This is a genomic window from Streptomyces sp. NPDC006610, assembly GCF_040611575.1.
Taxonomy (GTDB): domain Bacteria; phylum Actinomycetota; class Actinomycetes; order Streptomycetales; family Streptomycetaceae; genus Streptomyces.
The window spans coordinates 18,670-34,314 of the sequence record NZ_JBEXOP010000017.1; the positions used below are offsets into that span (position 1 = coordinate 18,670).

6 protein-coding genes are annotated in these 15,645 nt (G+C 76.5%); 5 read left to right on the plus strand and 1 reads right to left on the minus strand.

Annotated elements, in window-relative coordinates; translation table 11 throughout:
- The first annotated feature begins 192 nt into the window (after positions 1-192).
- From ABZY13_RS16235 to ABZY13_RS16255, 5 genes are all read left to right on the plus strand, one after another.
- Positions 193-2,229: a thiamine pyrophosphate-dependent enzyme gene (locus ABZY13_RS16235; protein WP_356631085.1), complete on the plus strand. Its 2,037-nt coding sequence runs from the start codon at positions 193-195 to the stop codon at positions 2,227-2,229.
- Between the two features lie 20 nt (positions 2,230-2,249).
- Positions 2,250-3,509 carry a 2-oxo acid dehydrogenase subunit E2 gene (locus ABZY13_RS16240; protein ID WP_356631087.1) on the plus strand — a complete coding sequence of 420 codons (1,260 nt, stop codon included), beginning with the start codon at positions 2,250-2,252 and terminating at the stop codon, positions 3,507-3,509.
- A gap of 233 nt (positions 3,510-3,742) precedes the next feature.
- Positions 3,743-5,584, plus strand: a complete 1,842-nt coding sequence (locus ABZY13_RS16245; RefSeq protein ID WP_356631089.1) for a condensation domain-containing protein — start codon at positions 3,743-3,745, stop codon at positions 5,582-5,584.
- The gene (locus ABZY13_RS16250) at positions 5,577-8,816 is read left to right on the plus strand and encodes an amino acid adenylation domain-containing protein (protein ID WP_356631091.1); all 3,240 of its coding nucleotides are present in this window, start codon (positions 5,577-5,579) and stop codon (positions 8,814-8,816) included. Before ABZY13_RS16245 ends, ABZY13_RS16250 begins: the two co-directional genes overlap by 8 nt.
- Complete coding sequence (locus ABZY13_RS16255) at positions 8,813-14,749, plus strand: amino acid adenylation domain-containing protein (RefSeq protein WP_356631093.1); 5,937 nt, start codon at positions 8,813-8,815, stop codon at positions 14,747-14,749. The genes ABZY13_RS16250 and ABZY13_RS16255 overlap by 4 nt, the downstream gene beginning before the upstream one ends.
- A 107-nt stretch (positions 14,750-14,856) precedes the next feature.
- Here ABZY13_RS16255 and cobF read toward each other — a convergent pair whose 3' ends face one another.
- Positions 14,857-15,636 (minus strand): precorrin-6A synthase (deacetylating), encoded by a 780-nt coding sequence (gene cobF / locus ABZY13_RS16260; protein WP_356631095.1) that lies wholly within the window; start codon positions 15,634-15,636, stop codon positions 14,857-14,859.
- Positions 15,637-15,645 lie beyond the last annotated feature (9 nt).

Here is a 15,645-nt window from a genome sequence, read left to right on the forward strand (position 1 = left end):
GCTCGCCCGCCCTGTCCTCGCCGCGGGCGGCAGCCCCACCACACGCCACGGCGAGGGCGTCCGCCCCGTCAGTCCCCGCCCGCCCGCGAGACGCCGCCCCGCGCCACACGCCGTCCGTCCGCGAACCGTCTCCGCCGCCGTCCCGTGGGCCGGCGGAACCGACACCGCACTCACCACCACATGGGGGAACCGATGAACGAGCCCGAAGACGACGATCTCGCCGCCCTGTTGCTGATCCGCCACTTCGAACAGGCGTTGCTGCGGCTGTTCGGGGAAGGCCGGATCGCCGGCACCACGCACACCTGCCTCGGGCAGGAGTACATCCCCGTCGCGCTCGCGCCGCTGCTGCGCCCCGACGACTTCGTGTTCAGCAACCACCGCGGCCACGGGCACTACCTCGCCCTCACCGCGGACGCCGAGGGGCTGCTCGCCGAGGTGATGGGGCGGGCCGGCGCGGTGTGCGGCGGGGTCGGCGGCAGCCAGCACCTGTACACCGGCCGGTTCCTGTCCACGGGCGTGCAGGGCGAGAGCCTGCCCGTGGCCGTCGGCGCCGCCCTGCACCGGCGGGACCTGGCGGCCGGCGGCCTCGCCCTGGCCTTCGTCGGCGACGGCACCTGGGGCGAGGGCGCGGTGTACGAGGCGCTCAACCTGGCGGCGCTGTGGCGGCTGCCCGTCGTCGTGGTCGTGGAGCACAACGGCATCGCCCAGTCCACGCCGACCGAGGCTCAGCTGGCCGGCACGATCCGGGGGCGGGCCGAGGCGTTCGGCATCGCCTACCACCACTCGGCCACGACCGATCCGGTCGTGCTGCGCGCCGAACTGGCGCCCCTGCTGGCGGCCGTGCGGGACGGCGCGGGTCCGCTGGTGGTCGAGCTGGACACGGTGCGGCTGGGACCGCACAGCAAGGGCGACGACACCCGGCCCATCGAGCGCATCGCCGAGCTGCACCGCCGGGACTGGTACCGCGGGTACGCGGAGGCGTTCCCGGAGCGGTTCCGGGAGGCCGACGCGCGGCTCGCCGCCACGGTGGCGCGGCTGGTGACCGAGGTCTCCGCACGTCCGCCGTCGGACGGCCAGGCCGCCGCCGTACCGCCGCCGCCAGCGCCCGTACCCTCGTCGCCGGCGACCGGACCGGCGGACGCCGCCGGCCCCGCGCCCCGTACGGCGGGACGGCCGGAGCGGATCGGCGAGCACCTCAACGACGCCCTGCACGCGCTGATGGCCGCCGATCCCGCCGTGCGGCTGCTCGGCGAGGACGTCACCGATCCCTACGGCGGGGCCTTCGGCGTCACCCGGGGACTGTCCACCCGGTTCGGGGAGCGGGTGCGGTCCACGCCCCTGAGCGAGGGAGCGATCGTCGGCGCCGGGGCCGGGCTGGCGCTGGCCGGCGGCAAGGCCGTGGTCGAGATCATGTTCGGCGACTTCGTGACGCTGGCCGTCGACCAGCTCGTCAACTTCGCCGCCAAGTCGGTCACCATGTACGGCCGCCGCGTCCCGGTGCCGCTGCTGGTCCGCTGCCCCGTCGGCGGGCGCCGCGGCTACGGCCCCACCCACAGCCAGAGCCCGCAGAAGCACCTGATGGGCGTGCCCGACCTCGACCTGTACGAGCTGAGCCCGTTCCACGACGCCGCCGCGCTGCTGGCCCACGCGCTCGGCACGGGGACGCCGTCGGTGCTCTTCGAGGACAAGATCCTCTACACCGCCCGCCGCTGGACCGGCGCGGTGGTGGACGACGTCTTCGGGTTCCGCGTCACCGACGCAGCGGACGGCGGTCCGGGCGTCGCCGTGGTCGAACCCGCCGGCTCCCCCGAGCCGGACGCGGTGCTGATCGCCCCAGGCGGCCTGGCGCACCGGGCGGTCGAGGCGGCCCGCGACCTGCTGCTGGAGGACGAGATCGGCGTACGGCTGCTGGTGCCGGCCCGGCTGTGGCCGGTCCAGGCCGACGAACTGGCGGCGCTGTGCGGGGCCGCGCCGGCCGTGTTCGTGCTGGAGGACGGCACGCCCGGCGCGGGCTGGGGCGCCGAAGTGGCCCACGGACTGCACACCCGCCTGTGGCACACGCTGCGCGGGCCCGTGGAGCTGCGGTGCGCGGCGGACCGGGTGATCCCGGCCGCGCCGCATCTGGAGGACGAGGTGTTCCTGAGCGCCGGGGACGTCCGGCGCGCCGTCGTGCGCCGGGTGACCGGTACGGCGGCGGGAGCCGGTGCACGACTGGAGGCGCACGTATGACCGGGGCCGCGGAAGTCCGCATGCCGAAGCTCAACAGCAACGACGCCGTTCATCTGCTGGCGGCGTGGGCCGTCGCGGACGGCGGCAGGGCCGTGGCCGGTGAGCCGCTGCTGGAGGTGGAGACCTCCAAGGCGCTCGAGGAGGTGGCCGCGCCGGCGGACGGACTGCTCGAACAGGTGGCGGAGCCGGGCCGGGAGTACCCGCCGGGCGCGCTCCTCGCCCGCCTGCACGCGGACGAGGAGGCGCTCGCCGCCGCCCGCGGCCGTACGGCCGCCGGCCCGGAGCCGGCCCGTGCCGCCGCCGGCGCCGGCGCGGCGGCGCCCGGTCTGGTCGTCACCCAGCCCGCGCGGGCCCTGCTGGCCGAACTGGGCATCCCCGAGTCGCGGGCACGGGAGCTGGGCGTGCCCGTCGTCCGCCGGGCCGACGTGGAGCGCCTCGCGGCGGGGATCGCGGGGACCGGGCGGCCCGGTGAGGACCACGGCGTGTCGGCAAGGTCCGCCCGGGCCGGCACAATTGACGGATCGTCACCCAGCGTGCCCGCCCCCGCCGTGGCGGCCGACGCGGTCCCGGCCGACGACCCGCCCGGAACCGTCGTCACCCCCCTCACCCGCGTGCAGCGGGCCGTGGCCGCCACCGTCACCGTCTCGCACCGCACGGTGCCCGCCGCGTTCACCGTGGTGGAGGCGGACCTCACCGACGCGCTCGCCGCCGGGCGGGAGCTGAGCGCCGCCGCCGGCTCCCTCGTCGGACCGGCCGAGCTCACGCTCGCCGCCCTGGCCGCGCGGCGCGAGCACGACCCCGCCTGCTTCGCCTCGCTCACCCCCGACGGCACCGCCACCCGGCTGCTCCCCGGCGCCCACATCGGCGTCACCTTCGACGTCGGCGCGGGACTGTACGTGCCCGTCGTACGGGACGCCGACCGGGCCGGGCTCGGCGAGATCTCCCGCACGGTGATGAAGTTCCGCATGGCGGCACTGCGCGGCGCCTTCCGCGAGAGCGACCTCAACGGGGCCAACATCACCCTCACCCTCCACACCGAACCCGGCGTGGTCTTCGCCGTGCCGGTGGTCTTCCCCGGGCAGGCCTGCGCGCTGTCGCTCGCGGCGCCGCGAGCCGTGGCGGTCCCGGACGGCGCCGGCGGCTTCCGGGAGCGCAGCCTCGTGCAGCTCGGCGCCGCCTACGACCACCGCCTGGTGAACGGGCGGGACGTGACGGCACTGCTCACCGGAGTGCGCGACCTGCTCCAGGACCCGGCACGGCTCGCGGAGGCGACGGGATGAGCGACCAGGACACCGCAGCACCCGGGACCCGGCCCGCCACCGGGGCCGCGCCCGGCCCCGACACCGCAACTGGCACGGCAACCGCACCCGGCCCCGACACCACGCCCGGCCCCGAAACCACGCCCGGCCCCGAAACCACGTCCGGCCCCGAAACCACGCCCGCCGACACAACCCGGGCCGCCCCCGCCGACCCAACCCGGACCACCCCCGGCGCCCCGCCCGACCGCCGTGAGATGGCCCTTCGCCTCCTCGCCGCCCGCCGGCGCACCACCGCCCCCGGCGGTGCCACGGGGCTGCCCCGGGCGCCGAGGGACGGCCGTCCGCTGGTGTGCTCGGCCGAGCAGCGGCGGATCTGGCTGGCCGAACTCGTCGCCGGACCGGGCGCGGTCCCGCCGGTGACCGCCGGACTGGCGCTGGACGGGCCGCTCGACCCGGAGCGGCTCACCGCCGCGCTCGCCGCCGTCCTGGGCCGCCACCCGGTGCTGCGCGCCCGGTTCGCCGCCCGCACCGGCCCGGACGGCCGGCCGGACGCCGAACCGTGGCAGACCCTGCCCGCCGATCCGCCCACCGCGGCCGAGACGGCCGTCCTGGTCGAGACCCTGGACCTGACGCCGTTCCCGGAACCCGAGCGGGAGGACATCGCCCGCGGCATGGCCGTGTCCGCCGCCGGACAGCCCTTCGACCCGGCCACGGGCCGACTGCTGCGGCTGACCGTCCTGCGCCTGGCGGCGGACCGGCACCGGCTCCTGCTGGCCTGCCACCACCTCGCCGCCGACGGCGCCTCCGTCGCGGTCCTGCTGGACGGGCTCGCCACCGCCTACCGGGACGGGCCGCACACCGTGCCGGCCGGCCCGGAGACCCCCGACTACGCGGACTACGCCCAGTGGTCCGGGGACCGGCTGGAACGGGTGCTGCCCGACCGGCTCGCCTACTGGCGCCACCAGCTCGCCGGCGCCCCGCCGCGGCTGCTGCCCGACCTCGCGCCCCCCTCCCGCCCCGTCCGGGCGGGAGGACGCAGCACCGCCACGGCCGTCGCCCGGGTCGACGCCGCCACGCTGGAGGCGCTGCGCGGGGCCGGCCGGGGAGCGCCCCTGACGGCGCACACCGCCCTGCTGACCGGCTACCTGATGCTGCTGGCGCGTGCCGCCCGCACCGCCGAGGCGACCGTCGGCGTGGTCTCCGGAGGCCGCCCGCACCCGGAACTCGCCACCACCGTCGGCTGCTTCACCGACCTGCTGCCGTTGCGGGTCAAGCTCCACGGCGACCCCGGCTTCCGGACCCTGGCGCACCGCGTCCGCGACGCGCTCGCCGCCGCGCTGACGCACGCGGCGCCCTTCGACCGGATCGTCTCCGCGGTCGCGCCGCGCCGCGCTCCGGGCGTGCACCCGCTGTTCCAGGCGCTGTTCGTGGAACGGGAGGAGGGCGCCCGCGCGGCCACGGGCGGGGCCGGGAGCGGCTGGGGCCCCGGACTGGCCTCCCGCCCATGGGGCCAGGAGGTCGACGGCACCGCGTACGACCTCACCCTGGCCGCGACCACCGGCCCGGGCGGCGCCGAACTGGTGCTGACCTACCCGCGCGACCGGTTCGCCCCCGGGGCCGCCGGCGCCTTCACGGCCGAACTGGCCGATCTGCTGCGCCTGTCGGCGGAGAATCCGGACGCTCCCGTGAGCCGGCTGCGCACCCCGGAGGCGTGGCGGCCCGCCCCGGCCCCCGACGGCGCCCCGTCCGAGTCCCGGCCGGCCCCCGGCCCCAACCCCCTCGGCGCGGAGGCCGCCGCCGACGCGGAGGACCGCGCCGTGGACGGCGCCCACGCGCCGTCGTGGGCCGCCGGGACCGCGTCCGTCACCGAGGCGGTGTGCGCGCTGTGGGCCGAGGTGCTGGGCCGCCCCGGCATCGGCCCGGACGACGACCTGTTCGCGCTCGGCGGCGACTCCCTCGCCGTCGTACGGATCGCCGCCCGGACCGAGGACCGCTTCGGCGTGCCGGTGCCCGCCGTCCTGTTCTTCGAGACTCCCACCCCGGCCGCGTTCGGCGCGGCCCTCGCCCGGCTCGTCGAGGAGCACCGCCATGGCTGACCGCGAGTACCCGCTGACCCCGGTGCAGGAGCGGATGTGGTTCCTGCACCGGCTCGACCCCGACGACACCTCGGAGAACCTGACCACCGTCCGCCTGCTGCGCGGCCCCCTCGACGCGAGCGCGCTGGAGCGCGCCCTCGCCGCCGCGGCGGCCCGCCACGAGCCGCTGCGCGCCTGCGTCACCGACACGGACGGAACACCCGTGCAGCGCGTCACCGCGACCGGCCCCGTCCTGGTCCGGCACGACCTGCGCGGCACGCCCGAGGCTTGCCGGGAGGCCGTACGGCGTGCGGAACTGCGCGGCGCCGAGCCCTACCGGCTGGACCGCGCACCGCTGTTCCGCGCCGAGCTGTACCGGGTGGCCGACGACGAGCACGTCCTGCTGCTCGGCGCCCACCATCTGGTCTCCGACGGCTGGTCCATCCAGCTGCTGCTGCGCGAACTGGCCCACTGCTACGCCGCGTTCACCGCCGGAGGCGAGCCGGAACTCCGCCCGCTCACGGCCGGCTACGGCGATCACGTCATGTGGCGGCGCTCCCGGCTGGCCGGTCCCGAGGCGGACCGCGCCCTCGCCCACTGGACGGCCGAACTGGCCGAGCCGCCCGGCCCGGGACTGCCCCCCGGCTCACCCGTCCCGCCCGGCGCGACGGAGCCCGGACCGTCCGCCCCGGCCCGCGCACGGGTGGACGCCGCGACCGCGGACGCCGTCGCCGCACTGGCGGGGCGGCACGGCTGCACGCCCTTCATGGCGTGGCTGGCCCTGTTCCAGATCCTCGTCGGACGGCACACCGGGCAGGAGGACGTCGTCGTCGGCACGGCCTTCGCGGGCCGTGAGCGCGCCGAGGACGAGGAACTGGTCGGCTGCTTCACCGCCGTACTGCCGCTGCGCGCCGACCTCGGCGGCGAGGTGACGTTCGCCGGGCTGCTGTCGCGCACCCGGCGCACGGTCACCGGCGCGCTCACCCATCCGCACGTTCCGTACGAGAAGCTGCTCGGCACGCTCGGGTCCGCGCGCGGGGCCGGTCAGCCGCGGCTGTTCCGCTCCTGGTTCAACCTGCACACCGAGAGCGCGGCGTCCGGCGACGGCGGCGAGGAGTTCGGGGCGGGGACCGGGCTGCGCATCGAGCCGCTGCGCACCGACCCGCCGCCGACGCCGTTCGACCTGTCCCTGGACGCCTGGCCCGCACCGGACGGCATCGACCTGGTCCTCATGCACAACCCCGCGCTGCTCGCCCCCGGGGCCGCCCAGGCGCTCCTGGACCGGCTGCCGCTGCTGGCCCGTGCCGCGGCCGCCGACCCGGACACGCCCGTGGACCGGCTGCCGCTGCTCGCCCCGGACGAGACCGGCGCCCTGCTGCGCGGACCGGACGTCCCCGGCACGGCCGCCGGGGAGACCGTGGTGACCTGGCTGCTGCGTCAGGCCGCCGCCACGCCCGACGCCCCGGCCCTGGAGGACGAGTCGGCGGGCCTGGTGCTCGGTTACGGCGACCTGCTCGCCGCCGCCGACCGGGTCGCCCGGCAGCTGCGCGCCGCCGGGGCGCTACCGGGCACCCCGGTCGGCCTGGCCGGCGCCCGGTCGGCCCAGACCGTGACCGGAATGCTGGGCATCCTGCTGGCGGGCTGCGCCTACCTGCCGCTGGACCCCGGCCTGCCCGAGCCCCGGCTTGCCGCCATGCTGCGACAGGCCGGCGCGACGGCGGTACTGGCGGGCGCGGGGAGCCGTACGGTCCCGGGCGGCCCGCCCACCGTGGAACTGCCCTCCCTCACCGCGGCCGCGGACCGGGCGGACGAGCCCGCACCCGAGCGGCCCGCCGCCCCCGCGCCCACCGATCCCGCCTACGTGCTGTACACCTCCGGCTCCACCGGCGAGCCCAAGGCGGTCGTGGTGCCGCACCGGGCGCTGGCCGTGCGGGTCGGCTGGATGCGCGAGGCCTACCGGCTGGGGCCGGGGGAGCGCGTGCTCCAGTTCGCCTCGCTCGGTTTCGACACGCATGTCGAGGAGATCTTCCCGGCGCTGTGCTCCGGCGCGACGGTGGTCCTGCTGCCCGTGCCGTCCGCCGAACTGCCGGACTGGCTGGCCGGACCCTCCGGCGACCGTGTCACCGTGCTCGACCTGCCCACCGCCTACTGGCAGGAACTCGTCGCGGCCGGCGACCGCGTCGTCTGGCCCTCCGCGCTCCGGGCGGTCGTGCTCGGCGGCGACCAGGTGCACTCCCGGGCGGTCGCCGCCTGGCGGGAGCGTTTCGGCGACCGCGTCGAACTGTGGAACACCTACGGCCCCACCGAGGCCGCCGTCATCGCCGCCGCCGCCCGCCTCGGCCCCGACGACGCCCTCGTACGGCCCGGCATCGGCCGACCGATCACCGCGACCGGCGCCTATGTGCTCGACCCGGCCCGCAGACCGGTACCCCCCGGCGTGCCCGGCGAACTGTGGCTCTCCGGCGACGGGCTGGCCGACGGATACGCCGGCAGCCCGGAACTGACGGCCCGTCGATTCACCGAGGACCCGTTCGGCCCGCCCGGCGCCCGCATGTACCGCACCGGCGACCTGGCCCGCCAACGGCCCGACGGCGCACTGGAGTTCCTCGGCCGCACGGACCGTCAGCTCAAGGTGCGCGGCCACCGGGTGGAACCCGCCGAGGTGGAGGCCGCCCTGCTCGGCCACCCGGCGGTCGCCGAAGCGGTCGCCGGACTGTACGACGACGCGGGCCGGCAGAGCCTCGCCGCCTGGATCGTGCCGCGCCCCGGCGCCGAACCGGAAGCGGCGCAGCTCCTGCACCACCTGGGCGGCCTGCTGCCCGGCCACCTCGTGCCCAGCGCCGTCGTCGTGCTCGCCCGGATGCCGCTGACCTCGCGCGGCAAGATCGACCGCGCCGCGCTGCCCGCGCCCGGCGCCGCCGGCCAGGCCGCCGGGCGCACCGGTTCCGGTACCGCGCCCCGCACCGAGGCCGAACAACTGGTGGCCGAGGTGTGGGAGGAGGTGCTCGCAGTACGGGGGATCGGCGCCGACGACGACTTCTTCGCCCTCGGCGGGCACTCCCTGCTGGCCCTGCGCGCCGTGGCCCGGCTGCGCGCCGCCCTCGGCGTCGACGTCCCGGTGCGCACCCTGTTCACCGCGCCCACCGTGGCGCAGACCGCCGTGGCCGTGGAGGACCTGCTGCTCGCGGACATCGCCGCGCTGAGCGACGCCGAGGTCGAAGAGATGATCAAGGAAGGGGATCCGGCCGTATGAGCATCGTCGACGACAGACCGCAGCCGGAGGACCGCCACGACGCCCGCGGCACGTCCGCCGCCCGCGCCGAACTGCTGGCCCGGAGACTGCGCCGGGCCCGCACCGCCGCCCCGGCGCTCACCGTGCCCCGGCGTCCCGAGGGCGCCGAACCGCCGCTGTCCTTCGCCCAGGAACGCCTGTGGTTCATGGACCGCTTCGTCCCGGACACCACCGCCTACACCGTGCCGCAGGCGGTCCGGCTGCGCGGGCCGCTGCAACCGGAGCGGCTGGAGCGCGCGCTGCGGCGGGTGGTGGCCCGCCACGAGAGCCTGCGGATGCGTTTCCCGTCCGACGCCGACGGCCGCCCCCGCGTCGAGGTCACCGCGGACGGCGGCGTCCGCCTGAACGTCCGCACCACACCCCCCGAGGCCGACCCCGCCCGGCGCGAGGCCCTTCTCGCCCGCTGGATCGACGAGGAGATCTCCCGCCCCTTCGACCTGGCCACCGGCCCCGTGCTGCACGCCGCGCTGCTGCGCGCCGCACCGGACGAGCACGTGCTCGTCCTCGTCCACCACCACATCGTCTCCGACGGCTGGTCCAGCGAACTGTTCCTGCGCGAACTCCTCGCCGCCTGCGCCGACGACGCCCCCGAACCGCAGGCCGACCCCGAACCGGCCGTCCGCTACGGCGACTTCGCCGCCTGGCAGCGGGAACGCTACCGGGGCGAGGTGCGGCAGGCCGACCTGGACCACTGGCGCGCCCGGCTGACCGGGGTACCACCCCTGGACCTGCCCGCCGACCTGCCCCGCCCCGCCGAGCCCACCTTCCGCGGCGCCGGGCAGGGCATCGCCCTCGACGCCGAACTCTCCCGCGCGGTGCTCGACCTCGGGGCCGCGCACGGCGCCACCCCGTACATGACCCTGCTCGCCGCCTACCAGGCCCTGCTGGGCCGCTGGTCGGGCCAGGACGACTTCGCCGTCGGATCCACCGTCGCCGGTCGCACCCTGCCCGAACTGGAGCCGCTGGTCGGCCTGTTCGCCAACGTCCTGGCCCTGCGGGCCGATCTGTCCGAAGACCCCGACTTCGTCACCCTGCTGGGCCGGGTCAGGGACGGCTTCCTCGCCGACCTGGCCCACCAGGAGATGCCGTTCGAACAGCTCGTGGGCGAGCTGGCACTGCCCCGCGACCCCAGCCGCACCCCCGTCTTCCAGACCGCCTTCACACTGCTCAACTACGAGCGCGCCGAGCACGATCGTGCGGGGCGCGCCCGCGCCGAGCACGACCGGACCGAGCACGGCCGCGGCACGCACGACAGGACCGCCGGGCCCGGCGCGGACGCGCCCGAGGTGGCCCACCAGCCGTTCGAGATCCGCGCCACCCGCTTCGACCTGGAGCTGTATCTGCGCCAGACCCCCGACGGGCTGCACGGCTTCTTCACCTACAGCACCGACCTGTTCTCGCCCGCCACCGCGGCCCGGCTGCCGGTGCTGTTCGAGCGGCTGCTGCGGCAGGCGGTGCGCCACCCCGACGTGCCGCTGTCCCGGCTCGACCTGCTGGACGAGGCGGAGCGCGAGACCGTGCTGCGCACCTGGAACGACGTCCCGCAGGAGGTGCCGGGCCCGCACACCCTGCACGGCCGCTTCGAGGAGCGCGCCGCCCGCACCCCCGGCCAGGTCTGCCTGGTCGTCGACGGCCCCGCCGGACCGGACGGCCGGCCCCGCACGGAGGAGCTGACGTACCGCGAACTCGACCGCCGCGCCACCGCGTTGGCCGGCCGGCTGCGCGGCGCGGGCGTCGGACCCGGCACCGTCGTCGCCGTCTGCGCGGAGCGCTCCGCCGCGCTCGTCGCCGCGCTGCTCGGCGTGCTCAAGGCGGGCGGCGCCTATCTGCCGCTGGACCCCGACAACCCGGCCGAACGGCTGGCCGGCCTGCTCGCCGACGCGGCGCCCCCGGTGCTGCTCGCGGCCGACGCCGTCCACGGCCGGCTGCCGCAGCCGCCCGAGGGAACCCGCGTCCTGTCCCTGGACGACCCCGAACTGTGGCGCCCGGACCCCGCCGCCCCGCCCGCGCCGCACATCGCCCCCGACGACCCCGCCTACGTCATCTTCACCTCCGGCTCCACCGGCCGCCCCAAGGGAGTGATCTGCACCCACCGCGGCATCCACAACCGGCTCGACTGGATGCAGCGCGCCCACCCGCTGCACGCCGACGACGCCGTGCTCCAGAAGACGCCGACCGGCTTCGACGTCTCCGTGTGGGAACTGTTCTGGCCGCTGCGCGAGGGCGCCCGGCTGGTCATGGCCCGCCCCGGCGGCCACCGCGACGGCGGCTACCTGCGCGACGCCGTACGCCGGCACGCCGTCACCACCGTCCACTTCGTGCCGTCCGTGCTGGCCGTCTTCCTCGCCGAGGACGGCGTCGAGCGGTGCACCACGCTGCGCCGGGTGATCTGCAGCGGCGAGGAACTCCCCGCCGACCTCGCCCGCCGCTTCCTCGACCGCTTCCGCTCCTGCGAACTGCACAACCTCTACGGCCCCACCGAGGCCTCCGTGGACTGCACCGCCTGGCCCTGCACCCGCGAGTCGCTCGCCGGCGCGCACCGCGTGCCCATCGGGCGCCCCGTGCAGAACATGCGGATGTACGTCCTCGACCGCAACCGCCGGCCCGTGCCCGTCGGCATGCCCGGCGAGCTGTACATCGCCGGCCCCGGCGTGGCCCTCGGCTACCTCAACCGGCCCGACCTGACCGCGCAGCGCTTCGTCCCCGACCCGTGGGGCGAGCCCGGCGCCCGCATGTACGCCAGCGGCGACCTCGCCCGGCACCGGCCGGACGGCGCCCTCGAATACCTCGGCCGCACCGACGACCAGGTCAAGCTGCACGGGCTGCGCATCGAACCCGGCGAGATCGAGGCCGCCCTGCGCGCCCTGCCCGGCGTCGGCGCGGCGGCGGTGGTGGTGCGCGAGGACCGCCCCGGCGACCGGCGCCTGGTCGCCTACCTGGTGCCCGGAGCACCCGGCGACCCGGCCGAAGCACCCGGCGACGCCCCGGAACCCGGCCGGTCGGGCGACGTCCTGGAAGACGGTCCGGACGGCATGGCCGCCGACCCGGGTTCGCTGCGCCAGGCGCTGCGCCGCACCCTGCCCGACTCCATGCTCCCCTCCGCCTACGTCGTCCTGGACGCCCTGCCCATCGGCCCCCACGGCAAGCTCGACCGGCGGGCGCTGCCCGCGCCGGTGCGGGGCGCCGGGGGCGGCGGCGGGGCGCCGGCCACCGACGCCGAACGCGCCGTCGCCGAGGTGTGGGCCCGGATCCTCGACGTACCCCTGCCGGACCGCGACGACGACTTCTTCGCCCTCGGCGGGCACTCCCTGCTCGCCATCCGGATCATCGCCGCGCTGCGCCGGGCCCTGCCCGAGGCGGCCGGGGTCACCCTGATGGACCTCTTCCGGCATCCCACGGTCCGCGGCCTGGCCGCCCACCTCACCACGCCGGAGGCCGAGCGCGGCCCCGCCCGGGTGCTGCACGAACTGACGCCCACCCCGCCGCCGGGCCGCACACCGGAGCTGACCGTGGTGGCGGTGCCGTACGGCGGCGGCAGCGCCGTCGTCTACCGGCCGCTCGCCGAGGCGCTGCCGCCCGGCCACGCCCTGTTCGCCCTGGCGGGCACCGGCGAGGAGATGGGACTCCAGGGCCGCCGCACCGCCCTCCCGGAACTGGTGGACGCGGCCGTCGCCGAGATCCTGGAACGCGTGCACGGCCCGCTCGTCCTCTACGGCCACTGCGGGGTCGGCGGCGCCCTGGTGATCGCCCTCGCCCTCGCCCTGGAGGCGGCCGGCCGGCCGGTGGAGGCCGTCTACGCCGGCGGCATCTTCCCCTTCGCCCGGCCCCGCGGTCCCGTGGTGCGGATGCTCGACAGGCTGGAACGATTCGGCAGCGACCGCCGCTACCGGGACTGGCTGATCTCGATCGGCCTGAGCATGGACGACGTCGAACCGGCGCAGGCCCGCCGCATGGTGCGCGACATGCGCGCCGACAACCGGGACGCCGAGGAATACTTCACCGCGCTGCTCCAGGACCGGGTGGAACCGCTGTCGGCGCCGGTGATCTCGGTGGTCGGCGAACGCGACGACATCACGCTGTACCACGAGGAACGGTTCCGCGAGTGGCACTTCGTCACCCGCACCAGCGCCCTCGTGGTGCTGGACGAGGCGGGGCACTACTTCCTGAACTTCCGCGCGCCCGAACTGGCGGACATCATCACCGGCGTCCACCCGGCCCTGACCGCGCCGACGGACGCGGGCCCGCCGCAGGCGCAGGCCGGCACACCGCGGCCGACCGCCCCCGCCGCACCGCGGCCGCAGGCGCGGACGTGGCGACTGGCGGACGTGTCCCACGGCGAGGAGCCGCTGTCCGGCGGCGGGCCCGGTGAGGAAGGCGGCTCGCATCCCGGTGGGCGGACGCCGTCGCCGTCCCCCGGCCCTCGCCGGCGACGGGACCGCCGTCCGCCCGAACCCGCGATGCCCCGCTTCCTCGCCGTCGCCGCCGGGCAGCTCGTCTCCATGGCCGGCACCGCCATGACCGAGTTCGCGCTGCCGCTGTGGGTGTTCCTCGGCAGCGGTTCGCTGCTCGAGCTCGGCCTGCTGTCCTCCCTGGCGCTGGTGCCGGGCCTGCTCGTGGCCCCGCTGGCCGGAGCCGTGGCCGACCGGTTCAGCCGACGACGCGTCATGATCGCCGCGGACGTCGCCGCCCTGCTGATCCAGGGCCTGATGCTGACACTGCTGCTGGCCGGGGCGTTCACCGACGCCGTCCTGTACCCGCTGATGACCCTGCTGTCCGTGGCGCTGACCTTCCAGCGCATCTCCTGGGCCTCGGCCGTCCCGCAGCTCGCGCCCAAGCAGTACCTCGGCCACGCCAACGGCCTGGTGCAGGCCGGCGCCGGGGCGGTCCAGTTCGCCGTCCCCCTGCTCGCCACCGCCGTGCTGGCGACCGTGGGACTGCGCGGCATCCTCATCATCGACGTGTGCAGCTACGCCGTCGCCATCGCCGTCACCGCCTCCTTGCGGTTCCCGGCCCGGCTGGGCTGGCAGCGCCGCGAGGGCGTCGGCGAGGAGATCCGGGCCGGCTTCCGACTGGCGATGAGCACGCCCGGCTTCCGGGCCATGCTGCTGTTCTTCGCCGTGACGAACCTGCTGCTGGGGCCGCTGCTCATCTTCTTCCAGCCGCTGGTCCTCGGCTTCACGGGCCTGGGCGAGGTGGCCCGGGTATCGCTCGCGGGCGGGGTGGGCATCGCCGCGGGCGGCGCCCTGATGGCGGTCTGGGGCGGGCCGAAACAGCGCAGGATGACCGGCGTCCTGCTGGCCTTCCTCGTCCTGGCCGCCTGCTGCGCGGTCACCGGACTGCGCCCGTCGCTGCCGCTGGTGGCCGCGGGGGTGTTCGGCATGTTCGCCGGACTGACCGTGATGAACGCGATCTACGCCACGATCATCCAGGTCAAGGTGCCCGCCCGCTTCCACGGCCGGATCTTCGCGGTCAACACGGTGTTCGCCTGGTGCACCATGCCGGTGGGCTTCCTGCTGCTCGGTCCCGGCGCCGCCGCGCTGCTCGGGCCCGCGATGGAACCGGACGGGGCACTGGCCGGCACCGCGGGCCGGATCCTGGGCACGGGGGAGGGCCGCGGACTGGGCCTGATGTACGTGCTGTTCGGCCTGGCGCTCGTGCTCGTGGTCCTCTGCGCCCGGCGGATTCCGGCGCTGGCCCGCTTCGACGCCGAGGTGCCGGACGCCAGGCCGGACGACCTGGTCGGCCTCCAGGCCCTGCGCGCCCGCCGGCTGCCGGACCCGTCGCCCGACGGTCCCCCGGGCGCGGACGGACCTGTGGCCACGGACGGTCCCCCGGCCACGGGCGGACGCGACGCGGTACCGGTCAGCGCGTCCGCGCGGCACACGGGAGGCTGACGGACGGACAGGCGGCGGGGGGAACGGGCCGGTGGCGGGGAGCCGACCGGTGGCGAGGCGAGCGGACCCGGCGCGACGGGTTCCGCGCACTCGCCGCCGGTCCGCCCCTAGCGAGAACCGCCCTCCGGCTTCCGCCGCAGCAGATAGGTGTCCATGATCCACCCCTTCCGCTCCCGTGCCTCCGCGCGCACCCGCTCGATCCGGGGCGCCGCCTCGGCTATCGGACCCGAGACGAGGATCTCGTCCGGCGTGCCGATGTAGGCGCCCCAGTAGATGTCGATGTCCTGGTCGGCGTACCGCAGGAAGGTCTGGTGGGCGTCGAGCATCACCACCACGTCGTCCACCCCCTCCGGGAAACCCTCCGCGAGCCGCCGTCCCGTGGTGATCTGCACCGGCCGGGCGACCCGGTTCAGCCCCGTGCGATGACGGGCGACCAGCGCGGAGACACTGCTGATGCCGGGGACCACGTCGTACGTGAAGTCCACCCTGCCGCGCCCGCGGACCTCCTCCAGGATGCCGAGCGTGCTGTCGTACAGCGCGGGGTCGCCCCACACCAGGAACGCGCCGCGCTCCTGTTCGCCCAGTTCCTCGACGATCAGCCGCTCGTAGATGTCGGCGCGGGCGCTGCGCCAGTCGCCGACCGCCGGCGAGTAGGCAGCGCCGCCCGCCGAACGGTCGCGCTCCGGGTCGCGCGCCTCGACCACCCGGTACGTCCCCCCGGGTATGTGCGCGTCGAGCATGTCCCGGCGCAACCGGGTGAGGTCCGACTTGACCTCGCCCTTGTCCAGCAGGAAGAACACGTCCGTGTCCCGCAGCGCCCGGACCGCCTGGAGGGTCAGCTGCTCGGGGTCGCCCGCGCCGATACCGATGACATGAATCTTTCGCACGCCCAGAGT